The sequence below is a fragment of the Streptomyces sp. PTL18 genome (assembly GCF_059510295.1).
Map to the genome: position 1 here is coordinate 330515 of NZ_JCAJZO010000004.1, position 22845 is coordinate 353359.

Consider the following 22845-nt stretch of genomic DNA (forward strand, 5'->3'; position numbering starts at 1 on the left):
TCCCCACACTACACAGCGGGACCGGAACCGGACACGCCTGTTTGGACCGTGCGGCCCCCGGCCGGCCACGGTGGCGCGGGTACGGCGGCCACCTGCTGGTCGGCGTCGCGACCGAGCGCCGCCGCGAGGTCCCGGCGGGCTCCGACCTGCAGTTTGCGGAAGACGCGGGTGAGGTGCTGCTCCACTGTGCTGACTGTGATGTGCAGGCTTTGCGAGATCTCCTTGTTGGTGTGCCCGGCCGCCGCGAGTGCGGCCACCCGCCGTTCCGCGGCGCTGAGCGGGCCGGCCGCCCCGTCCACACGGCGGTTCCCCGGTCGCCGCCCGTACGGCTCCGGAGCTTCGAGCTCTTCCGCGAGGGCGGCCGCCGGCAGCCGCGCCCCGCACCGCAGGGCGAGCCGTGCGGCCGTCGCCAGGCCCGTCCGTGCCCGACCGGTGCGGCCCGCCCCAAGGTGCGCACGGGCGAGCTCGGCCAGGGCGTGCGCGGTCTGCAGCGGGTCGCCGGCGGCGCGCAGCACGGCGACGGCCTCCGTGAGCAGGGCGATGCGTTCGGCGCCGCACTGGGTGTCCGCGAGAACCCGCAGCGTGAGTCCGCGGGTTCGGGTGCGCGAAGGTCCCGCCAGGGTGAGCTGCTCCTGGGCCAGGGCATGGGCCGTGGTCGGGTCGCCCCAGGCCAGGTGTGCCCGGGCCGCCTCCGTCCGCCACGGCACGAGGGCGGGGCGGTCGCACCCCCAGCGGCGCATGAGGTCCGCACAGGCGGTGAAGTCGTCGAGGGCCTCGTCGGCCCGCCCGGTCTCCAGCAGGTGGCGGCCGCGGGCGTGCAGGAAGTGCAGCCCGAAGCGGGTTTCGAACATCGCGTCCGGCACGGGTACGGCGAGGTACTCGGCAGCGGCCAGATGGTCGCCGAGGTCCGTGGCGGCCTGCACCAGGTCGGCCAGCGGCCGGCCCAGGACCACCCCCCAGCTCTCGACGGGTACGTGCCTCAGAGCCGCCTCGGCCAGGCCGCGCGCCGCCACGGGATCCCCTCGACGGCGCCGGATGCCGGCCAGCAGGGACGAGAACTCCGCCTGCCACAGCGAGACCTGGCGGGTACGGGCCTCGGCCAGCCAGTGCCGGCACCAGTGCTCGGCGGCCTCGGTCCGCTCGGCGTAGATCAGGGCCGCGACGGCACACGCGATCCATTCGGAGGTGTTCCTGCCCAGCCGCATGCCGCGGAGCGCGGCCTCCGCTTCGGCGGCCGCCGAAGCGCCGGGGCCGTGCGCGAGCACCTCGGTGAGGGCCGATGCCGCCCGGATCCGCGGATCGCCCCTGTCACCGCCGGCGGCCACCAGCACCGGGGGGTGGATCGTCGACAGCAGGCTGCGGGTGGCCCGGACCTCGGTGCCGGCCGGGGGATCCGCGGCCGGTCCCCCGGCCCGCGGCGTCGCCCGCCGGACGGCCAGCGCGGCTTCGTCGAACCGACCGTGCCACAGCAGGTGCCGGGCCAGGGCCAGGGCGTACCGGCCGGGAAGCAGGCCGTCGCGCAACGCCGTTGCGAGTTCCGCGAAGTGGCGCGCGCCGAGAGCCGGGTCGAGCAGCCAGGCAGTGGCCGCCAACCGGGCTCTGAGCACCGCGCGTTCGCCGTCCTCCCGGCACCCGGCGAGAGCGGCGGCGAGGCAGTCCCGCGCCTCGCGGATCCGGTCGGCGGCCAGGTGCGGGGCCGCGGCGTCGCGCAGCACGGCCGTGGCCCAGGGCAGGTCGTCGTATGCCGTCGCGAGCAGATACGGGGCGATCCGCGCGGCGGTGGCCCCGTCGGCGTGCAGCAGTTCGGCCGCCCGGCGGTGCAGGTCCCGGCGGGCGGGGGCGGAGAGGCTGCGCAGTACCGCCGCACGTGCCGCGGGATGCCGCAGCCGCGTACCGTCGAGGAGTCCGGCCGTCTCCAGCTCCCCGCAGCGCTCCGCGACGGCCGCGGGCTGCTCGTCGAGCATCCGGGCCGGCAGGTCGGTGTCCGTTTCCGCCTGATCGAGTACGGCAAGGACCTGCGCGAGCGCGAGGACGGCGGGCCCGCCCCGGTACAGGCAGCTCAGCACGGCGTCCGCGTAGGCGTCGGCGAGAACGGGCTGCGCCGCGCCGGCGCCGCCCACCGTGGGGCCGGCTCGCCGCTGGTCCGCCACGACCGCCCGCAGGAGCAGGGGGTTGCCGGCGGTGATGCGGTGGCAGCTCGCGGCCAGCGCCGCTGCCGCGGTCTCGCCGAGGGAGCGGGCCAGCACGGTGGCCACCGCCGGGAGTGAGAGGCCTTCCAGTACGACCTGGCGGTAGCGGGGGTGGCGCCGAAGCTCGGCGTGCAGCTGCGGGTGGGTCGGCGGGGAGGCGGTGCACTCGGCGACCACCACGGCGATGCGCGACGAACGCGGCTGCCGCACCAGTTGGAGGATCGCGTGCACGGAGAGAGGGTCGACGAGGTCCATGTCGTCGACGCACAGCAGGACCGGCACCTGCTCGGCGAGCCGAAGGAGCCCCGCCGTCAGGTCGTGCAGTGCTGCTCCGGTCGCGCGGTCGGGCGGCCACTGGGCCGGGCCACCGCCGGGCACCTCTCCGGGCGGCCGCCCCAGGGTCCGGGCAAGGACCTCGCCGTGGTCTCCCGGGAGTTCCGCGTACCGCACCAGCTGACCGAGCACGCCGCCCTGCGTATCCCGCTCCGGCCTGGAGCCGGTGGCCCGCAGCACGGCGTGCCCCGCCCGGAGGGCTTCGCACCGCAGCGCGTCGAGTAGTTCGGTGCGCCCGCAGCCGATGCCGCCGCTGACGACCGCGACGCCGCCCCGGCCCTGGGCCGCGTCCTTGAGTGCCCCGGCCAGTTCGGCGAGTTGGGGAGCCTGTTCAACCGGCCGCACGGGTACCTCGTTCGGGGTCGGCCCCGCCCTCCTCGGCCGCGTCGCAGCCGACGGCGCCTTCCCCGGTCACGACGGCCAGGCCCCGCCGGGAGCTCTTGGCGCGGATCAGGTTCAGCACCGGGCCGGTCATGACGGTGGTCACCAGGGCCATCACGACCATCAGGGAGTACAACGGGCCGTCGAGCAAACTGAGTTGCAGGCCCACCTCGAGAATGACCAGCTCGGTCAGGCCGCGGGTGTTCATCAGCGCGGCCAGGGTGCCCGAGTCCTCGGAACTGAGCCCCTGCGAGCGGGCGCCGAGGTACGTGCCGCCGAACTTGCCGACGATGGCGACGAACAGGATGACGGCGAGCTCGGTGAACCCTTCGACGCCGACGCTGCGCAGATCGACCTTGAGACCCGCGACCACGAAGTAGACGGGGAGCAGCAACGAGGTGATCTCGCCGGTGCGCTCGTAGATCTCCTGGCGCAGCGCCTCGGTCCCCTCGCGGGGCATCAGCGCTCCGAAGAGGAACGCGCCGAAGATGTACTGCATCCCCATTACCTCGGTCGCCACGCCGGACAGGAAGATGCCGACCATCACGACGGCCATGCCCGTCGGCGTGAGGGAGCCGGATCCGTCGTGGGTGAGCACCCACCGCAGCAGCGGCCGTACGGCCAGCAGGAGCAGCGTGAACGGGATGAGCAGGGAGACCTTCCAATAGTCGGCTGCTCCGCCGACGGCCGCCTGCACACCGGCCAGCGCCGACCAGGCGAAGACGTCGACGACCGCCGCGGCGGCCAGAGCGAGGCCGCCGATCGCCAGGCGGGACATGCCCCGGCTGACCAGAATGCGGGCGAGGACGGGGAACGCAGTCACCGAGACGGACAGGCCGGTGAACACCACGAACGCGGCGCGCTGTTCGGTCGGGTGGTGACGCAGCAGGAAGAAGGCGAGCGGGATGCCCAGGGCGAACGGCACCAGCGTCGAACCCAGCGCCGCTCCGAGGGTGATCCTGACCCGGCCGCGGAGGAAACGGTGTTCCAGTTCCAGTCCGACGACGAACATGAAGACGGCCACTCCGATGTTCGCCAGTGCGCCCAGCAGCGGCCGCACGTCGGCCGGGACGAGGCGGTCGGAGAACTCGGCGCCGAACAGCGTGGGGCCCATGAGGATGCCGGCGAGAATCTCGCCGACCACGGGCGGCTGGCCGATGCGGCCGGCCAGGGCACCCAGGCTGCGGGCGAGCAGCAGGGTCAACCCGAAGTCCAGGAGCAGGAACTGCACTTGATGGCTGGTCATGATCGGTACGGTCCTCGCTTGGCCGGCGTCGATGAGCAGGTGATGGCAGAGCGCGACCCGCGCAGCGGCAGCGGCAGCGGCGGGGTGGTGGTGGTGGTTCCGACATGAGTGCGATCACATGACAGCCCACTCACGTGGTGTCTCGCGGCGCTACGGCCCTTCCTCGGTACGGGACAGACGCGGGCGGCGGGCGCCCTGCGCACCGCTGCCCCGTTCAGCAGCCACGCGGCGGCCTCCCGGCAGGAAGGGCGCGCGTCCCCTGTCGGCGCCCCAGCCTGGTGCGGGGACCGCTCCCGTGTCATCGCCCAGATTGCTCACGTGCCCGGTACACACCGGCCAGGATCAGGCTCGGGCCGGGGGGACCGGACGACCGCGCCCGGGTACCGTATTCCTTCCGGCCTCAGGACATACGCGGATTTCTCCTCGGGCCCGGCAGAGCCCGCCCCCTAATGGGCTCTCAACAAATACTCATCCACCGAGTCGGCTTGACGGTTGCTTCGAGGCGGACAGGTGTGCGAGGCTCGAACCCTTAGTGACAGATTGCAACGGGGGTTGCCAACATGCCCAAGGATGACCGCAGGCGCCTGCGACGCCGACTCTGGTTCGGTGGACCGCACAACCAGTCTGGCTGATTCGCCGCACATCCCTTCAGCCGTGCCCTGACCGGAGTTCCTGCTCGCGATCCGGCAAACGTACGGCACGTTTGGTTAAACAATCAATCTTCCGCACAGCCGTCCCCACGGGCCGAAGCGCCCCTTCGGCGGCTGACCTGCGCGGGTCGTCATCCCCGTGCGGGTGTGCGGCCTGCCTGAACGGGGCCTCATCCGCTCCGTAGCCGAACTCAGCGAGCGTCACCACGCCTTGCACGGGTGTGTTCCATGCTGCCGTGACACGTCTCTGCGTGACGGTACGGCGCAATAACGACCCCACACCCGTTTCGTACCGTCGTCGACCAGCTCAGGGAGTGCGGAGAATATGGAGCATCTCGCCCACCGCGCCATCAAGACCATTCGCGAAAATTACCACGAGCCATTGGTACTGGACGACCTGGCCCGGTCGGTAATGATGAGCAAATTCTATTTCATCCGGGTATTCCAGCGCACCACGGGTGTGACGCCCGGGCGTTTTCTGAGCGCCGTACGCCTGCACGAGGCCAAATCCCTCCTGGTGCACAGCTCTTTGAATGTGGCCGAGATATCCGCGCAGGTGGGTTACAGCAGCGCCAGCACGTTCTCCCGGCGCTTCACGGCCTCGGTCGGGCTCTCGCCCACCCAGTTCCGGCGGATCGGCCGGGGCGATACGTACGAGGACCCCCGGATCACTCCCTCTCCCGTCGAGCGCGGGCCCCTCGCGTCCGTGGCGGGGACGGCCCATGTACTGGGGACTTCGCGGTCCCCGCTCGTCATCGGCCTCTTCGACAGCCCCATCCTCCAGGGGCAGCCCGCGGCCTGGACGAAGCTCCACGGTGCCGGGCCCTTCCAGCTGGAGAGCGTCCCGCCGGGCACGTGGTACCTGCACGCGGTGACGCTCGGCGCCCGCACGTCCGGTGACCAGTGGGGCGACTCCCCGCTGCTCGTGGGAACGGTCGGCCCCGTGGACATCCGTGCCGACACCCGCACCGGCATCGACGTGGCGCTACGGCAGGAGGACTGGACCCGGCCGCCGGTCCTGCTCGCCCTACCCGGATTCGGCTCGCGCCCGGCCCGGCCGCGAGCGGCTCACGATGCCCCTGAAGCCGACCTCGACGTCCCCGAGGCCACGTACCGCGCCCAGCGCCGGCGCACGGCGGCCGACACGCGACTCGTCGGCGTATGAGACCGGCCGGCCCTGGCACGGGAGGGGGACCGTAACCCCGCCGCGCTACGGGTCAGCCCCGCCAACTGTGCGGCGGCTGGAAGCCCCTGCTTCGCCAGCCGGCCTTGCGGGGGCTTTCGTCCGGCCCGGTGGCGGCCCGTGCCGCAGCCCGGGACAGCAGGACCGCGGTGACGGCCGCGACCTCCTCCGGCTCGGCATGGCCCTTCTCGACGCGCAGGACACCCTCGACGGAGATGGCGCTCATGTATTTCCCACCCTTCTCTCGTGCGGTGAACAGGCCCTCTACAGCGGGGGGTTGCCGTGCTTGCGGGACGGCAGATCGGCGTGCTTGGTCTGCAGCATCGCCAGGGAGCGGATGAGGATCTCGCGGGTCTCGGTCGGATCGATGACGTCGTCGACCAGGCCGCGCTCGGCCGCGTAGTACGGGTGCATCAGCTCGGACTTGTACTCCTTGACCATGCGGGCCCGCATGGCCTCCGGGTCCTCGGCCTCTGCGATCTGTCGCCGGAAGATGACGTTGGCGGCCCCTTCGGCCCCCATCACGGCGATCTCGTTCGTCGGCCAGGCATACGTGAGGTCCGCACCGACGGACTGGCTGTCCATGACGATGTACGCACCTCCGTACGCCTTGCGCAGGATCAGCGAAATCCTCGGCACGGTCGCGTTGCAGTAGGCGTACAGCAGCTTCGCGCCGTGACGGATGATTCCGCCGTGCTCCTGGTCGACACCGGGGAGGAACCCCGGGACATCCAGGAAGGTCACGATCGGGATATTGAAAGCGTCACACATCTGGACGAAACGAGCAGCTTTTTCCGATGCCTCGATATCCAGAACACCCGCGAGGGTCTGCGGCTGGTTCGCGACGATGCCCACCACCTGGCCGTCCAGGCGGCCCAGCGCGCAGATGATGTTGCGGGCCCAGCGCTCGTGGACCTCCAGGTACTCGCCGTCGTCGACGATCTCCTCGATCACCTCGGCCATGTCGTACGGCCGGTTGCCGTCCGCCGGGACCAGGTCGAGCAGCACGTCGCTGCGGCGGTCCGCCGCGTCCGTGGACTCCACCCGCGGCGGGTTCTCCCGGTTGTTCTGCGGAAGGAGGGAGAGCAGGTAGCGGACCTCGGCGATGCAGGTCTCTTCGTCGTCGTAGGCGAAGTGGCACACGCCGGAGGTCTCCGCGTGCACGTCCGCGCCGCCCAGGCCGTTCTGGGTGATCTCCTCGCCCGTCACCGCCTTGACCACGTCCGGGCCGGTGATGAACATCTGCGAGGTCTCGCGGACCATGAAGACGAAGTCCGTCAGGGCCGGCGAGTACGCGGCGCCGCCGGCGCAGGGGCCGAGCATCACCGAGATCTGCGGGATGACGCCGGACGCCTTGGTGTTGCGCTGGAAGATGCCGCCGTAGCCGGCGAGCGCGGAGACGCCCTCCTGGATGCGGGCGCCGGCGCCGTCGTTCAGGGAGACCAGCGGGGCGCCTGCCGTGATGGCCATGTCCATGATCTTGTGGATCTTGGTGGCGTGGGCTTCGCCCAGCGCGCCGCCGAAGATGCGGAAGTCATGGGCGTAGACGAAGACCGTGCGGCCCTCCACCGTGCCCCAGCCGGTGATCACACCGTCCGTGTAAGGCTTCTTGGCCTCCAAGCCGAAGCCGACCGCGCGGTGCCGGCGCAGCTGCTCGACCTCCTGGAAGGAACCCGCATCCAGCAGCAGCTCAATACGCTCCCGGCCGGTCAACTTCCCCTTGGCGTGCTGCGCCTCGGTCGCGCGGTCACTCGGTCCGCGACGCGCCCGCCCGCGCAGGTAATGCAATTCAGCCACCCGCCCGCGGGCTCCGGCTCCGGCTCCCGGAAAAGCAGCATGCCCGGGAATTTCATTGGCAATTTCCGTCTTCATCGACCGCCCTCGTAGGTCGCGCGCACCCCGGCGCACCCATTTCCTTTCTCACGCTACACGCTGGTCACGACGGGAAGAACCCCTGTTCACCACCCCCCTCTGTTTTACCGGGGCTTAATAGTGGTCCCCTATTCCAGGGCGCGCACGAAAAGAGGGCCGCCCGTCAGCTTGCCGGGCGGCCCTCAAAGAGGTCGCAGGTCGTTCAAGTGAGGGTGAAGCGGTCCGCCAGGGGCCCGTCGAGCCGCCCCTCGGGCAGCTTGCGGCCGAAGGTGAGGAGCAGGAGGTCCTGTGCGGCGCCGATGACCGGCGTTCCGCTCCCGAAGGTCCAGTCGAGGTCGTCGGCGCGCAATTGGACGCCGTCGAGCCGCGCACCGAAGAACTTGAAGGCCTTGGGGTCGACGGCGTCCAGCAGGATGCGAAGCCGGTCTTCGGGGACCGCGCGGCCGACACCGGTCGGCACCGTGACGTCGAGTCCGTGTACGACGTCATGGCCGAGCGCCGCGACGAAGCCTCCGACCGGCGGCTTCCACGGATGAGTGGCGTTGTCCCGGAGGAAGGCCGCGAGCCGTTCGGCGGAGAACTCGGCGGCATCCTTGCGCGCACAGCGGTCGGTCATGCGGTGCAGACTGCCGCGGGCCCTCACGAGCTCCTTGGCCACCTGGGGAAGGGAGTACCGGAACCCCAGCGACATGTGGGCGACGACTTCCCGGACCCGCCAGCCGGAGCACAGAGAAGGCTCGTCCCATTTCTCTGCGGGCAGATCGTCGAATACGGCGGCGAGTTCCCGGCGTTCGGCCGCTATCGCTGCACGGACCTCGGATTCCGGTTGCCCGTTTGACACGTTAGCCATGCGCTCACCCTACAGTCGGATTGCAACGGGGTCGAAGAATGATCCTCTACCGGCCCCATTGAGAAACGTTATGACTGCCCGTCACGTGCTCCGATTCGCCGCCACCGCGAAAACCCGCCAGAACCACACCTGGCCCAGAGCCACGAGGACCAGCGCCGGAAGCACGGTCGCGGTCAGCAGCGTCAGAGAGGCCGATTCGGCGATCGCACGGGACAGCTCCAGGCCGCCCTCGCCCGCGCGGGTGGCCAGCACCGTGGTGCCGTTCACCGCGCCGACCATGGCGGGCAGGGCCACCAGCGGTGCGGCACCCAGCAGCAGGGCCACTCCGGTGCGTCCGGTCGCCTGGACGCGGTCGGAGGCGTACACGCCGGCCACGGCGAGGGCTGCGGTGATGCCCACTGCCACGGGGGCGTCGGTCATCATCGCACCGGTGACGACGACGAGGAGCGGCAGCACGAGCAGGATCGGGGTCAGCACCCGGGTCAGGCGGCCGCACTCACCCCGCAGCGTGCTGCCTTCCGGCAGGCCGCGGGCCGCGTGGAGCGAGCCCTGACGCAGGCTGCCGGTGACGGCCAGGGCCCCGCAGAGCAGCGTGAAGGGGTGGGTCAGATCGGCCATGGCGGCCACCGGGTGCCCGTCGGACGAGGTGGACAGGCCCCGGGCCAGCATGCCCAGAACCATGCCCCAGCCGGCCGCGAGGACCAGACTGGCAGCCGCCAGCACCGCGTCCCACGTCCGTCGCCAGCCGGCGCCCTCCTGCGCGGCACGGAACCACAGCGCGCCGTCGCGCAGGAACCACGCGGCGAGGACGGCGAGGATGGGCAGTCGCAGCGCGTGCAGCACCTCGCCCTCCGCCACGGGCAGGACTCCGAAGAGAAGTCCGCCGAAGGCGACGAGCCACACCTCGTTCGCCAGGAAGAGGGGGACGATCGTGCGCCGCATCCGTGCGCGGCCGGACTCCGTGTCGGCGAACGGCATCAGCATGCCCACACCGAAGTCGACGCTTTCCAGGGCCAGATAGCCGGCGAGGAGGAGCCCGACCAGGGCGTACCAAAAGACATCCACGGTTGATTCCCCGTCAGCTGGGCGTGAGTGCGTTCATGGGATGGTCAGTAGGATGGGCGGACGTCCGCCGGGGGTGTCCCCCGGCCGTCCTCCCGTAGTACCCGTCGCTCTTCGGCGTTCGGGAAGAGCCCGGCGTCGCCGAGCAGCCCCACGTCCGGTCCGAGGCGCGCGAAGCGGGTCATCAGCACCCAGTCGACGACGGCCAGGACACCGAGTACGAGTGTGAAGAGGACGAATGAGGCGAGCATCCCCCCGTAGGAGACGTCGGCGACGGCGTCGCGGACGGTGAGCTCCCCGGTGACCATCCACGGCTGCCGGCCGACCTCTCGGCTGAGCCAGCCGCAGACCAGGGCCAGGAAGCCGAGTGGCAGCAGGATCGAGGGGAGTCGCAGCCGGAACTTTCGGCGGGCGAGCGTCTCGCCCGGGGCCTGGCTTCGGGCAGCCGTGGCCGGGATCCAGGCCAGGAAGGCCAGCAGCACGCCGATGACGAGCATGAGCACGGACGCCCCGCCGACCCAGGCGGGCGGCATCCAGTCGCCGGCGCCGTACCGGGCCGCCGCGTCGGCGCGCACCCGGTCGAGTTCGGCACCGGTCTGGCCCATCAGGACGGCGTACTTCTCCGGCTGGTAGTCCTTCAGTGCTCCCAGGTGGACGAAGCCCGCCACCACAGTGACGAGCGCGCCGCAGCCCGCGAGCAGCGATCCCTGGACAAACGTCGGGCGGAAGAAGTCGGTGTCCCGGCTGCGGCGCAGGTGGTAGGCGCTGACGGCGGCCATGAGCAGTCCGGCGAGCAGGGCCACGGCACCTGCGATGTGCAGTACGGCATACCAGGTCGCGCCGTTGGTGAGGAGGGCGCCCCAGTCGGTGACGTACGCGGTGCCGTGGCGCATCTCGTAGCCGACGGGCTTCTGCATGAAGCCGTTGACCACCATGACCCAGAAGGTGGAGGCGTACGCGGTGAGGGCGACGCCCCAGATCAACGCGAGGTGGGCGCGGGGCGGCACGCGGTTGAACCCGAAGGCCCAGAGCCCGAGGAAGGTCGATTCGAGGAAGAAGGCGGCCACACTCTCGACGGCCAGCGGAGCGCCGACGACGTTGCCCATGACACGGGAGAGGCCGGACCAGTTCAGGCCGAACTGGAACTCCTGCGTCAGTCCGCTGACGATGCCGAGTGCGTAGTTGATGACGTAGAGGCCGCCCCAGAAGCGCACGCGGCGCATACGGATGGCACGCAGGGCGAGTTCCTCGGTGCGCATCGCCCGGGTCTGGATCAGGGCGACGACCGTGACCAGTCCGAGGGTCACCGCGACGAAGAGGAAGTGCAGCGTCGCGGTGACGGCGAACTGGAGGCGCGCGAGGTCAACTGCGTTCACGTGGCGCTTTCCGGTGAGAGGGATCAGGAACGGTCGGTCTGCGGTTCGCGGTGGGGTGTCGGCGTCACGGGCCGGCCGAGCTCGGTGCGCGCCCGGGCCACAAGTGCCCTGGCGGCCGGACTCATGCGTCCGCTGGACCGCCAGGCCAGGGCGAGGCCGCCCCGCAGGTGCATGCTGGAGATCTCGACGGGGTGCAGCAGGTCCGGCTGGGAGAGCACGAACCGCTCCGGCAGGATAGCCATTCCCGCGCCGCGGGCGGCGAGTTGGGCCAGTACCCGGGGGTCGCTGGCCTCGAAGGCGACCCGGGGCTTGACTCCCGCGGCCGCCCAGGCGGCGTCGGACGCGGCACGCATGGCGCTGCCGCTGGGCAGGCACATCATCGCGTGGCACTCCACCTCGTCGACGGTGATGCTGGTGCGCTGTGCGAGCGGGTGGTCGTGGCTCACGGCCCCGATCAGCAACTCGTCGGCGATGACCAGCGTTTCGAGGCCGGCCGGCGGGTCCGAGCCGACGCCGATGATCGCGACGTCGATGCGGCCCGCCCGCACGGCGTCGACCAGCTGTTCCGTGCTCCCCTCGCTGAGGGAGATCTCCACGGCGGGGTACTGCTCGCTGAAGTCCGCGACCAGTTCCGGAAGCCGCAGGGAGAGGGAGGAGGCGACGGAGCCCAGCGCCACCTGTCCGCGCACGACGCCGGAGGTGTTCTCCACCGCGTCCCGCACCCCGTCGAGGGAGGCCAGCACCGCGCGCGCGTGCGGCAGCACCGCCGCGCCCACATCCGTCAGCTGGACCGTCCGGCCGCCGCGGTCGAGCAGGTCCTGCCCCAACTCGCGCTCCAGTCGCCTTATCTGCGCACTCACGCAGGGCTGGGTCACGAACACCCGCGCGGCCGCCTTCGTAAAGCTGGCTTCTTCGGCCACCGCTACGAGGTACTCCAGCTGACGCAGTTCCATACGGTGATCGTACCGGCCGGGTCTCCACGGAGACTTCGCATCCGGGACAACTGGCGAACGGTATGTCCACGTACCTTCAAATCCATGTGCGGGGAATGTCAGATCCATGTGAACCCGACGCCGGAACCGGTCAGGCCCCGCCGGACGGCACGGCGAGCCAGCTCAGGGTCCCGGCCTGGTACTGCTCGCGGCAGGGGCGGCGGCGCACCTTCCCGCTGGTGGTCTTCGGCAGGGTTCCGCGGCGGATCAGGACCACGTCCGCCACGTCGATCCGGTGGTTGAGGCGCAGCGCCTCCCGCACGGCGGTCGTCACCTCCTCCGCGCTCGCGTACCTGGCCACCCGGCTGTCGCCCTCGACCACCACGACCACGGACTCCTGGGTGCCGTCGTCGACCGGAAACGCGGCGGCGGACGCCGGGCGCAGCAGTGGATGGCTGCCCTCGACGGTGTGCTCCAGGTCCTGCGGGTAGTGGTTGCGGCCCTTGACGATGATCAGGTCCTTCAGGCGGCCCGTGACGAAGACGTCGCCGCCGTGCAGGAAGCCCATGTCGCCGGTGCGCAAGTAAGGCCCGTCCGCCTCGGCACCGGCGATGCGCGCCCGGAAGGTCCGCTCGCTCTCCTCCTCGCGTCCGAAGTAGCCGGCCGTCACGCACGGACCGGACACCCAGATCTCGCCGACCTCGTCGGCTGCCGCCTCCCTGAGGGTGTGCGGGTCGACGATGCGCACCCGGGTGTCCCCCACGGTGCGGCCGACGCTCATGACCGTGCTGGTCACCACCGTCGGAGCCGGCTTGTCGGCAACCGGGACCACCTTGCCCCGGCTCAGTGCCCGCGCGTCCAGCGCGAGCGGCGCCGGCTCGGCGTCGGGCGCGCTGCCACTGACCTTCAGGGTGTGCTCGGCCAGGCCGTAACTCGGGGAGAGAGCACGGCTGTCCAGCCCGCTGGCGGCGTACTTGCCGATGAACTCCCGCAGCGTGTGCTCGCGGACCGGCTCGGCACCGTTGGCGGCCATCCGCCAGCGCGAGAGGTCGATCGGGCCGCGCACACTGTCGCTGCGCACGCACAGGTCGTAGGCGAAGTTCGGGGCCGAGGAGTGGGTGCCGCCGAACCGGGACAACGCCTCCAGCCAGCGGCCGGGACGGCGTATGAAGGCCTCAGGCCCCATCAGGTACGACGGCCTACCCGCCCACAGGGGCAGCACGATGCCCAGCAGGAGGCCCATGTCGTGGAAGAACGGCAGCCAGGACACGACGCAACCGTCGTCCTCCACCGGCCAGAGGCGGTCCGTCTCCCAGGCGTTGAACCAGAAGTTGGCGTGCGTGACCATCACGCCCTTGGGGGTTCCGGTGGAGCCGGAGGTGTACTGCAGGAGCGCCACGTCCGAGAGCCCGGGCACGGGCAGGCCGGTCCCGGCGGCCGGCGCCGGCAGCTCGTCGGTCGCGACGATCTCCAGGCCGGCCAGTTCGGGCAGCTCGGCGAAGTCCGCGAGCACCTGGTCGCGCACCTCACGGGTGGTCAGGACCAGGGTCGTCCGTGCGTCGTCGGCGACGGTACGCAGGCGCTGCACCGCGAGCCTGCGCGTCGGCACCTGGACGGGAGCTCCCATGAGGCCGGCTGTGGTACAGGCCAGCCAGGCCCTGATGAACTCCAGCCCGTTGGGGTACATCAGTACGGCGCTGCGGCGCTCACCGGCCAGTTCGGCGAGGGCGCCGGCCCGTGCCCGCACATCTCCGTGGAGTTGCCCGTAGGTGACCTGCTCACCGATCTCCTCCCCGTTGCGCAGGTAGACATAGGCGACGGTGTCGGGCATCTCGTCCGCCCGCCGAGCCAGCAGGGCGGGCAAGGGCAACGGAGTGCGCTCTGTCATGGCATCAGTGGTCATTGTCGTCCGTTCATCAAGCGTGGCAGGCGGACATCCCGGAAGGGCTGCTCAGGCGAGGTCGGTGAGCCCCGCCCGCGGCGCGTTGATCAGCGCCGCCATGTTGCCGGGGGGCTGGCGGTTCTCGTGCATCAGCTGGTGGGCGTCACCGATCTCCTGCAGGCTGAACAGCCCGGAGAGGCAGGGGTCGAGCTGCCCGGACGCGACCAGGTGGATCACCGCGCGGCACTGGGCCGGGTTGAACCCGTGCGAGCCCTGCAGCCGCTTCTGCCGCATCCACAGGAAACGCAGGTCGACGTCGGCGGCATAACCGGAGGTCCCGCCGCAGATGGTGACCATGCCTCCCGTTTCGCACAGGTACATGGAGGTGGGGATGGTGTCCTGGCCACTGTGCTCCAGGACGATCTTCGGCGCACGGCGCTCGCCCAGGGCGTCCCAGTAGGCGCGCCCGAAGCGTCGCAGCTCCCCCATCCAGGCGCCGAACGCCCCCAGATCGTTGAGGTCGGGCATCCGGCCCCAGTGGGAGAAGTCACGGCGGTTGACCGTGCCGACGGCCCCGAGGCCGCGGCAGTACTCGGCACGCTCCTCGCTGGAGACCACCGCGACGGGCAGCCCGCCGGCGTTGCGGACCAACTGGATGGCCATGGAGCCCAGTCCGCCGGCACCGCCCCAGATCAGCACGGGGTCACCGGGCTTGACCGTGTTCGGCGACCAGCCGAACAGCTGGCGGTACGCGGTGGAACCGGTCAGGATGAAGGAGGCCGCGGACTCCCACGTGAGGTTCTTCGGCTTCGGGTGGCACTGGTAGTCGTTGACGAGCGCGAACTGGGCGAAGGTGCCGTAGTTGGACTCGTATCCCCAGGCCTGGAGAGTGGGCGAGAAGGTCGGGTCCCCGCCGAGGCGGATGTCCTGCGCGGTCTCGTCCCACTGACCGCCGGAGAGCACGACCTGGTCCCCCACCGAAACGCCGGCCACGTCCTCGCCGACGGCGAAGACCACGCCCGAGCCCTCGGAGCCGCCGATGTGGAAGTCCTCGGGCTCGCCGCGCTTCTGCCGGGCGCCGATCACGTCAAGGGGGTAGCCGAGGCCGGCCCAGACGTTGTTGTAGTTGATGCCCGCCGCCATCACCCAGACGAGGACCTGGCCACGCCCCGGCCTGGGGGTGTCGATGACCTCGGTGGCGAACGACTTCCGTGGCTCGCCGAAGCGGTCCTGGCGGATCACGGATGCGTACATCTTCTCCGGAACGGTGCCGAGCGGCGGCATCTCACCCAGCTCGTACAGGCTCTTGCCCATGGTCACTGCTCTCCTGGTCCACGTGGTCGATTGGGTCGAATTCACTGCGAATGTGCGAAAGTTGGGCGGTCAGGCCGCGGGTACGGGGAACGCGGTGCGTTCGTAGGGGTAGCCCGGCAGGGACGTCCTGCGAGGGGCGCGCAGCGGGTGCAGCGCCGGCCACTCGATGTCGACGCCGGCGGCCCACAGCGCGCCGAGCGTCGACAGCAGGACCTTCGGGTCGGGCGTCTCGTCGGTCGGATGCGGCAAGGCCTGAAGGATCGGGTGGCTCCAGCGCAGCTCCGCGTGGCGACGGGCCAGCGACGTGAGGGTGGTGCCCGGCCCTACCTCGACGAGGGCGCAGCCCTGGAAGGCGTTCAACGTCTCCAGGACGTCGTGGTAGCGCACGGCGTGGCGCATGTGCCGGCACCAGTAGGCCGGCGTGCGGATCTCCTCCGGGTCGGCCCAGGTCCCCGTGGTGTCCGAGACGACGCGGACCGCGGGCCGGTGGAAGGTGATGCCGCCGAGGAACACCTCGTACTCGTCCAGCACGGCGTCGACCAGACAGGAGTGGCCGGCGCCCGGCACCTTCAGCAGGCGTGTTTCCAGCCCCTTGGCCGCGTGCTCCTCGACGAACCGCTCCACCGGCTCGCGCGGTCCGGAGACGGTCACCTGGTCGGGGCCGCTGATCACGGCGATCCCGACGCCCTCCGGGAGCAGCGGCAGCAGCTCCTCCTCGGGCAGCCGTACGGCCGCCATGGCGCCGGGCGCCAGGGTCAGCAGCAGCTCGGTGCGCTTGAGGACCATCCTGACCGCGTCGGGGAAGGAGAACACCCCGGCGATGCACGCCGCGGCATAGCCGCCGAGGCTGTGGCCGACGACCGCCGCGGGGCGGACGCCCCAGCGGATGAAGGCCTTCGCGAGGGCGTACTCCAGGACGAAGACGGCGAGTTGCGCGATCCGGCCGTCGGCGACGGAGCGCCGGGCCGCCTCCTCGGCCGTCTCCCCCTCGGGGTCGAAGATGACACCGAGTTCCACGCCGGAGGCGTCCCGGACGTGCGCGACGCAGGCGTCCAGCTCGGCCCGGAAGCGCGGATCGAGACGGTAGAGCCCGCGTGCCATGCCGACGTGCTGACCGCCGTGTCCCGGGAAGGTGAACACCACGGGCGGCGGGCCTTCCGGCGACGTCGCCGCGGACCGGTCCTTCGTCCTGACCTTGACCTCGGCGAGCGCGGCGGCGGCCTCGGCGGGGTCCCTGGCCACGAGGAAGCCCCGGTGGGCGTACTGCGTCCGGCCAGTCTGCAGGCTCCAGGCCGCGTCCTGGAACTCCTCGCCGCTCCCGGCCCGCTCCAATCGGCGGCCGAGCCGCGCCGCCACCGCTGCCAGCGCGGTCGCCGACTTGGCGGAGTACGGCAGCAGTTGCCAGGCCTCCGCGAGGGCCGCGGGCGATCCGGCGGTCCCCGCGGGCGCCTGCTCGACGATCGCGTGGGCATGGGTGCCGAAGGGACCGGAACCGCTTACGGCGGCGCGCCGCGGTCCGGCGTCGCCGGCCGCCCGGCCTGCTCCGTCGTACACCGCGAGGACGGCCCGTACGAAGGCGGCCGCGACCGGTGCCGTGTCGGTGACGCTCGCTCCGGCGGGGGCGTCCTCGGCGGCCTCCGGGTCCGCGGCGAGGCCGCTCACCGCCAGGGCGTGCCGGGCGACGCGGGCCCGGCCCGCTGCTGCGGACTCGCCGGCTCCCGTGGTGCCGACGGCTGTGCCGCGGACGACGGCGTAGATCCGGTCCCCGGCCTCCAGGGCCGCCCGGAGCGGCTTCAGCACGGCGACCGCGCAACCGCCGCCCGGGGCAGTGCCCTCGGGGCCGTGCACGGTGACCGACCCGGCCAGGGCGAGGTCGCACTCGCCGCCGAGCAATGCCTGGGCGGCCGTGTGCACCGCGACCAGGGCCGTCGCCCCGGCGGCCTGCACGGAGACGGCGGGGCCGGTCAGCCCCAGCTTGTAGGCGACCCGCGAGGCCAGGAAGTCGGCCCCGGTGGCGGCCCGGACCTGCCGGTCGTCGATGTGGGCAGGCCCGCCGGTCCGGCGGCGCAACAGCGCGGCGTGGGCTGTGGTCGCGCCGCCCGCGTAGATGCCGATGACCGTCTCGTCGCGGGCCGGGTCATGGGCGGCGTCCTCAAGGGCGTGCTGGGAGCACTCCAGGAGGACGCGCTGCTGCGGGTCGAGGATCGCCGACTCGCGCGGGGAGATGCCGAAGAACCTGTGGTCGAACGCGTAGGGGTCGGCCAGCGGGCCGGGGGTCGTGTCCGCCGGGTGGGCGGACCGGCTCCCGCGGAACGCGTCGAGGTCCGCGGCCTGCCCGAAGCGTGCCGCCATGCCGATGACGGCGACGTGGTCCTCGGGGTCGAAGTCGGGCTGGCCCGGTGCGAGGTCCGTCATGCGGTCCGCCTTCCCTTCTCGTCTGGGGTCCGTACTCACTCGGGCCGGTCAGGCCACGGGAGTGGCCGGGAGGATGAATCGGCCGGATGTGCGGCCCAACGCGGCGTCCTGATGGCCGGCGATCAGCTCGTAGGGCTGTCCCAGCCGGATCGCGCCGGCCTGGTCCAGGCGCTCGATGTGCGCGTCGTCGAGGGTGAGTTCCAGCGCGGCGAGATAGTCCTCCAGCTGGTCGACGGTGCGCGGGCCGATGACGGGCACCATCGCGGTGGCCGAGCGTGCCGCCCGGGCGCGCAGCCAGGCCATGGCGACCTGCCCGGCCGGGGCGCCGGTCTCCTCGCCGACGGCGAGTACGGCGTCGACGACCGCGGTGCGCTGCTTGGAGTCCTCGACCCGGATGGCCTGGCCCTCCCAGTCGCTGAGGCGGCCGCGGCGGCTCTGGCGGTATTTGCCGGTGAGCAGCCCGCCGCCGAGCGGCGCCCACAGGGCGGTGCCCAGCCCCAGGGCCTCGGCCATGGGGATCAGCTCGCGGTCCGCGCCGCGCTCCGCGAGGCTGTACTCGAACTGGACGCCCACGAGACGGGTCGCCTCCCGCAGTTCGGCGAGGGTGACGGCGCGGGAGACTCGCCAGGCCGGGAAGTTGGAGAGCCCGGCGTAGAGGATCTTGCCGTCCCGGACGAGGCCGTCGAGGGCCCCGAGGATCTCCTCGACCGGGGTGATGGAGTCGGGCAGGTGGGCCCAGTACACGTCGATGTAGTCGGTACCGAGACGGCGGAGGCTGGACTCGACCGAACTACGGATGTTCTTGGCGCTGTTGCCCGTGTTGGATATCCGGGCGCGGCCGGCGCCGAGAGAGAACTTGGTGCTGACCACGAAGTGGTCGCGGTCGGCGCCGAGGAACTCTCCCAGCAGCTTCTCCGACTCGCCGATCTGGTAGTTGTCGGCCGAGTCGATGAAGGTGCCGCCGGCCTCCGCGAAGCGGTCGAAGATCTTGCGGGACTCCTCGCGGCTGGCGCCGCCGCCCCACAGTGTGCCGAAGTTGGCGGTGCCGAGCGCGTACTCGGAGACGCGCAGGCCGGTTTTGCGGCCGAAGGTGGTGTAACGCATGGGTGTCCTTCAGATCTCCGTTTTGAGTGCGTCGCCGATGAGGCTCAGCAGTTCGGCCTGCGACTGCGGGTCGCGGAAGTAGAAGTGGCCGCCGGGCACGAGGTGCGCGGCGAAGGCCTTTCGGGTGTGGGCTGCCCAGTCGAGCTGCCCGGGGTCCTCCTCGTCGCCGGCGAACGTGGTGATCGGGATGTCCAGCGGGTCCTCGGCGACGTACTCGTGGGAGTCGGCGAGTTCGGCGTCGGCGCGCAGGTAGCGCAGCGCGAGCCGCTTGAGGTCGGGCTCCTCGTGAACGAGCATGGGCAGCGCGCCCCAGCGGCGCTCGATCTCGGCCAGCAGCTCGTCGTCGGGCAGCTGATGGACGTTGCGTCGGGTCTTGACGGGCGGCGGCTGCATGGAGGACAGGAGCAGGGCGCGGGGCTGGCGCAGACCGGCCCGGCGCAGTGCCCGCGTGGTCTCGAAGGCGATCAGCGCGCCCAGGCTGTGGCCGAAGAAGGCGAAGTCGCGCTGCCCGAAGTCGACCTGTTCGACGAGGTCCCGGACGAGGTGGCTGATCTTCCTGTACGGCGCTTCGTCCTGCCGCGGCGCGCGGCCGGGCAGCTTCACCGCCCACAGGCGGATGTCCGGCAGGGCGCCGGCCCAGCGTACGAACTCCCCTGCCGAGCCTCCGGCGTGGGCGAAGCAGTACAGGTCGAGCGTGGTCTCCGTCCTGGGCCTGCGGCCGGAGAGCCAGCGGGCCTGCAGGTCGGCCGTCGTGCCGGCCGCGGGGCCGGCCCCGGCCACGGCTCCGGTGGCGGTCATGCGGACTCCTCTTCCGTGTCCAGGTGCGGGTCGGTCAGCTGCCGCTCGATCAGCGCGGCAAGATCGGCCGCCGTCGCGGACTCGAACAGGGAGCTCATCTTGATCTCGACCGGGTAGATCTCCTTGAGCTGGGCGAAGAGCTTCACGGCGATGAGGGAGTCGCCACCGAGCTCGAAGAAGCTTTCGTCCGGTTCGATGTCGGGCAGTCCGAGCGCCTCGCCGAACAGCCGCAGCACCACGCCGAGGGGGGTGTCGTCGGCAGGGCGGTCGCCGGACTGCGGCCAGCTCTCCTCCACCGGGGCGCCCACGGCGGGTTCCTCGTCGGTGGCCCCGTCGGCCGCGACACCACTCTCGGCGCTGCCGCCGGTGGCCGTCTGCGCCTCCTCGGCCGGGTGGCGCACCAGGTACGGGAGCCGCTCGAAGGGGTAGGTGGGCAGGGGCACCTTGGCCCGGCGCTCCCCGTCGTGCACGCCCGGCCAGGAGACCCGGGCGCCGGACAGCCACAGCCGTCCGAGCGCGTCGTAGAGGACCGCCAGTGCGTCACCGCCGTCGTCAAGGCCGGTGAGAGCGGCCAGCAGGAGGTGCCGGTCGGTGTGGCGGGGCTGCTGCCGGGCGAGCGTGACCAGGCCCGAGTCGGCGCCCACTTGGAGGAGGACGCGCTCGGGGTCCGCCAGTACCGTGTTCAGCGCGGCGTCCGGGTCGGCCGCCCCGCGCAGCTCACCGGCCCAGCGCTCGGCGGTGACCGGTGTACCGGTGGCGTTCCAGGTGCCGTCGCCGAGGACGACGGGGATCCGGTGCGGCTGCGGGCTCAAGGACTCCACGAGCGTGCGGAGGCCGTCCTCGCCGCCACGAGAGCGGGCCGGATCAGCGAGCAGCCGCACCGCGTCGGCGACCGGGAAGACACCCGCGACGACGGCCGCGACCAAAGAGCCGATGCCGGTGCCGAAGACCGCGGCCGGTCGTACGCCCCAGCGCCGCCAGAGCGCTGCCAGGGCGTACTCGAAGGCGAAGACGGACGTGTCGCGCACCACCGCGTCGTCGGGCCGGGCCAGCCCTCTGGCGACCTCCCGTACGGAGCGGGCCATCCGGTCGTCGGCGCAGTCCGTGACAGAGTCGAACGCGGCCCGGAAGGCGGGTTCGGAAACATACAGCCGCCACGCCTCCGCGGGTCCGATCCGGCCCGGAAAGAGGAACACCACAGGCCGTTCACGCGGGGGTTCGGCCGAGCGGACCGGCTCACGGGCCGGACCGTCACCGACGACGGTGAACGCGCGGTACTGGTGCTCGCGCCGGCCCGTCTGCAGGGTCCAGGCGATGTCGGCGTACGCCGGGACCTCGGCGGCGGCCAGGTGGTCGTCGAACCGGGCCGTCCGGGCGCGCAGCGTGGAGGGGGTACGCGCGGAGTGCACCAGGAGGTGGGCGCGACGCTCGGACTCGCACGGCAGCCGCTGTGGGGCCTCTTCCAGGACCAGGTGGGCGTTGACGCCGCCGACCGCGAAGGAGCTGACCCCTGCGCGTCGGACGAGGCCGGCCGGTTCCCAGTCGGCGAGTTCGGTCGCGACCTTGAACGGGCCGGTCTCGAAGTCGATCTGGGGGTTGGGCTCGGTGAAGTGGAGGCTCGGCGGGATCTGCCGGTAGCCGAGCGCCAGCACCGTCTTGATGAAGCCCGCGGCACCGGCCGCCGCGTCGGCGTGCCCGATGTTGGTCTTCACCGAGCCGATGGAGCAGAAGCCCTGCTCGTCGGTGTCGGCCCGGAAGGCCTGGGTGAGGGCCGTGATCTCGATCGGGTCACCGAGCGGGGTGGCGGTGCCATGGGCCTCGACGTAGGTGATGGTGCGCGCGTCGGTGCCGGCGGTGAGCTGCGCCTCCCGTACCGCGGCGGCCTGGCCCGCCACGCTGGGCGCGGTGAAGCCGATGCGGCCGGAGCCGTCGTTGGTCACGGCCGACCCGCGGACGACCGCGCGGATGTGGTCACCGTCGGCCAGCGCGTCGCACAGGCGCTTGAGGACGACCACGCCGACTCCGTTGCCGGCGACGGTGCCCTGCCCCTTCGCGTCGAAGGCGCGGCACACGCCGTCGGGCGCCAGGGTGCCGTCCGGTCCGGTCCATGTGATCTTCTTCGGCGGTACGTGCACGGCGACGCCGCCCGCCAGGGCCATGTCGCAGTCCCCGGCGAGCAAGGCCCGCCCGGCCGTGTGGATGGCCACCAGCGCTGTCGCGCAGGCCGACTGCACGGCGACCGCGGGGCCCCGCAGACCGAGACGTTCGGCCGTGCGTGAGACCAGGAAGTCCGGAGCGGTGCCGAGGACGATGTCGTCCTCGGTGACCGGGGCCAGCTGCGCTCGCTGGGCCCGGAGCGCCTCCGCGTACCGGGTTTCGGTGCAGCCGCCGTAGACGCCTATCGCGCCGGGGAAGCGGTCGGGGTCCGCTCCGGCGTCCTCCAGGGCCGCGACCGCGCATTCCAGGAAGACCCGGTGCTGCGGGTCAATCAGGAACGCCTCCTTCGCGGAGTAGCCGAAGTAGTCGGCGTCGAACCACTCGGCGCCATCCAGCCGGCCGCGGGACGGCACGTAGGTGAGGTCGCCGCCGTCGGGTGCGCCTGCCGGAAATATCTGGGGGACGTCGCGGGTGATGGAGTCGATCCCGGCCGAGAGGTTGTCCCAGAATTCGTCGAGGTCTGCGGCACCGGGGAAACGGCCGGCCATTCCGACGACGGCGATGAATCCGTCGCCGGCTTCCTGGGTCTCGAAATCACTCACCGAATTCTCCGGGGGTGTCCGATGCGTTTTGGCCGAGCTGGGCCCGTCGGTTCCCCAGGCGGTTCAGTCGGCCGGTAGGGCGGCGTCGGCCTGCGGTGGCCGCGGCGGGCCCCTCGCTTTCGAGGCGGTGCGCGAGCGACCGCACGGTCGGGTAGGTGAAGAACTCGATGGGCTCGATGTCCTTGCCGGTGCGCTCGACGACTCGTTCGCGAACCATCTGGAGCAGCAGGGAGTGTCCGCCGAGATCGAAGAAGTTGTCCTCGTCGCCCACCTCGGGGACTTCCAGAACTTCACACCAGATCTCGGCGATGACGGCTGCGAAATCTACTTCTCGTGGATTCGCATGGGATGCGCGCACTCCACTCCTCCCCTTCGGATCACCAATTGGTGGCTCCCTAGGATCATCTGCCGCACACCGGGAAGTGTCCAATAAATACCTTCCCGGCCGGGCAGAACTATCGTTTATGGCAATGGGCATGGCACAGCAGCACGACCCGGC

16 protein-coding genes are annotated in these 22845 nt (G+C 71.6%); 1 reads left to right on the plus strand and 15 read right to left on the minus strand.

Annotated elements, in window-relative coordinates; translation table 11 throughout:
- Nucleotides 1-8: 8 nt before the first annotated feature.
- Complete coding sequence (locus AC5WS8_RS10555) at nucleotides 9-2867, minus strand: helix-turn-helix transcriptional regulator (RefSeq protein ID WP_496103057.1); 2859 nt, start codon at nucleotides 2865-2867, stop codon at nucleotides 9-11.
- A complete protein-coding gene (locus tag AC5WS8_RS10560; protein WP_496103058.1) occupies nucleotides 2854-4149 on the minus strand; it encodes a cation:proton antiporter in 1296 nt (431 codons plus the stop codon). Before AC5WS8_RS10560 ends, AC5WS8_RS10555 begins: the two co-directional genes overlap by 14 nt.
- Nucleotides 4150-5124: 975 nt before the next feature.
- Here AC5WS8_RS10560 and AC5WS8_RS10565 point away from each other — a divergent pair.
- On the plus strand, nucleotides 5125-5964 hold the full coding sequence (locus AC5WS8_RS10565) for a helix-turn-helix domain-containing protein (RefSeq protein WP_496103059.1): 840 nt from the start codon (nucleotides 5125-5127) through the stop codon (nucleotides 5962-5964).
- Between the two features lie 52 nt (nucleotides 5965-6016).
- On the opposite strand, the gene AC5WS8_RS10570 is transcribed toward AC5WS8_RS10565, so the two are convergent.
- The 13 genes from AC5WS8_RS10570 to AC5WS8_RS10630 all read right to left on the minus strand — a co-directional run bounded on the left by AC5WS8_RS10570 (nucleotide 6017) and on the right by AC5WS8_RS10630 (nucleotide 22704).
- Complete coding sequence (locus AC5WS8_RS10570; RefSeq protein ID WP_496103060.1) at nucleotides 6017-6208, minus strand: acyl-CoA carboxylase subunit epsilon; 192 nt, start codon at nucleotides 6206-6208, stop codon at nucleotides 6017-6019.
- Nucleotides 6209-6246: 38 nt separating this feature from the next.
- Entirely contained in the window at nucleotides 6247-7779 is a 1533-nt protein-coding gene (locus AC5WS8_RS10575) for an acyl-CoA carboxylase subunit beta (protein ID WP_496103061.1), read from the minus strand.
- 277 nt (nucleotides 7780-8056) lie between these two features.
- A complete protein-coding gene (locus AC5WS8_RS10580; protein ID WP_496103062.1) occupies nucleotides 8057-8704 on the minus strand; it encodes a maleylpyruvate isomerase family mycothiol-dependent enzyme in 648 nt (215 codons plus the stop codon).
- Between the two features lie 81 nt (nucleotides 8705-8785).
- Nucleotides 8786-9769: a cytochrome d ubiquinol oxidase subunit II gene (locus AC5WS8_RS10585; protein WP_496103063.1), complete on the minus strand. Its 984-nt coding sequence runs from the start codon at nucleotides 9767-9769 to the stop codon at nucleotides 8786-8788.
- Between the two features lie 44 nt (nucleotides 9770-9813).
- Nucleotides 9814-11142, minus strand: coding sequence for a cytochrome ubiquinol oxidase subunit I (locus AC5WS8_RS10590; protein ID WP_496103064.1), 1329 nt, complete (start codon nucleotides 11140-11142; stop codon nucleotides 9814-9816).
- 23 nt (nucleotides 11143-11165) lie between these two features.
- Nucleotides 11166-12095, minus strand: a complete 930-nt coding sequence (locus tag AC5WS8_RS10595; RefSeq protein ID WP_496103065.1) for a LysR family transcriptional regulator — start codon at nucleotides 12093-12095, stop codon at nucleotides 11166-11168.
- Nucleotides 12096-12225: 130 nt separating this feature from the next.
- Nucleotides 12226-13962: a fatty acyl-AMP ligase gene (locus tag AC5WS8_RS10600; protein WP_496103066.1), complete on the minus strand. Its 1737-nt coding sequence runs from the start codon at nucleotides 13960-13962 to the stop codon at nucleotides 12226-12228.
- A 63-nt stretch (nucleotides 13963-14025) separates the two neighbouring features.
- The gene (ccrA, locus tag AC5WS8_RS10605; protein ID WP_496103067.1) at nucleotides 14026-15270 is read right to left on the minus strand and encodes a crotonyl-CoA carboxylase/reductase; all 1245 of its coding nucleotides are present in this window, start codon (nucleotides 15268-15270) and stop codon (nucleotides 14026-14028) included.
- Between the two features lie 69 nt (nucleotides 15271-15339).
- Nucleotides 15340-17685, minus strand: coding sequence for an acyltransferase domain-containing protein (locus AC5WS8_RS10610; RefSeq protein WP_496103068.1), 2346 nt, complete (start codon nucleotides 17683-17685; stop codon nucleotides 15340-15342).
- A 48-nt stretch (nucleotides 17686-17733) separates the two neighbouring features.
- Nucleotides 17734-18789 (minus strand): aldo/keto reductase, encoded by a 1056-nt coding sequence (locus AC5WS8_RS10615; protein WP_496103069.1) that lies wholly within the window; start codon nucleotides 18787-18789, stop codon nucleotides 17734-17736.
- Nucleotides 18790-18798: 9 nt separating this feature from the next.
- Nucleotides 18799-19587 (minus strand): thioesterase II family protein, encoded by a 789-nt coding sequence (locus tag AC5WS8_RS10620; protein WP_496103070.1) that lies wholly within the window; start codon nucleotides 19585-19587, stop codon nucleotides 18799-18801.
- The gene (locus tag AC5WS8_RS10625) at nucleotides 19584-22346 is read right to left on the minus strand and encodes a type I polyketide synthase (protein ID WP_496103071.1); all 2763 of its coding nucleotides are present in this window, start codon (nucleotides 22344-22346) and stop codon (nucleotides 19584-19586) included. Before AC5WS8_RS10625 ends, AC5WS8_RS10620 begins: the two co-directional genes overlap by 4 nt.
- Complete coding sequence (locus AC5WS8_RS10630) at nucleotides 22339-22704, minus strand: acyl carrier protein (RefSeq protein WP_496103072.1); 366 nt, start codon at nucleotides 22702-22704, stop codon at nucleotides 22339-22341. The genes AC5WS8_RS10625 and AC5WS8_RS10630 overlap by 8 nt, the downstream gene beginning before the upstream one ends.
- Nucleotides 22705-22845: the final 141 nt, after the last annotated feature.

Bases quoted from the DNA above. Each gene is read 5' to 3' on its own strand.
- AC5WS8_RS10560 (WP_496103058.1), bottom strand. From the start codon at position 4,149: ATGACCAGCCATCAAGTGCAGTTCCTGCTCCTGGACTTCGGGTTGACC.
- AC5WS8_RS10565 (WP_496103059.1), top strand. From the start codon at position 5,125: ATGGAGCATCTCGCCCACCGCGCCATCAAGACCATTCGCGAAAATTAC.
- AC5WS8_RS10570 (WP_496103060.1), bottom strand. From the start codon at position 6,208: ATGAGCGCCATCTCCGTCGAGGGTGTCCTGCGCGTCGAGAAGGGCCAT.
- AC5WS8_RS10580 (WP_496103062.1), bottom strand. From the start codon at position 8,704: ATGGCTAACGTGTCAAACGGGCAACCGGAATCCGAGGTCCGTGCAGCG.
- AC5WS8_RS10595 (WP_496103065.1), bottom strand. From the start codon at position 12,095: ATGGAACTGCGTCAGCTGGAGTACCTCGTAGCGGTGGCCGAAGAAGCC.
- AC5WS8_RS10600 (WP_496103066.1), bottom strand. From the start codon at position 13,962: ATGACAGAGCGCACTCCGTTGCCCTTGCCCGCCCTGCTGGCTCGGCGG.
- ccrA (WP_496103067.1), bottom strand. From the start codon at position 15,270: ATGGGCAAGAGCCTGTACGAGCTGGGTGAGATGCCGCCGCTCGGCACC.
- AC5WS8_RS10610 (WP_496103068.1), bottom strand. From the start codon at position 17,685: ATGACGGACCTCGCACCGGGCCAGCCCGACTTCGACCCCGAGGACCAC.
- AC5WS8_RS10615 (WP_496103069.1), bottom strand. From the start codon at position 18,789: ATGCGTTACACCACCTTCGGCCGCAAAACCGGCCTGCGCGTCTCCGAG.
- AC5WS8_RS10620 (WP_496103070.1), bottom strand. From the start codon at position 19,587: ATGACCGCCACCGGAGCCGTGGCCGGGGCCGGCCCCGCGGCCGGCACG.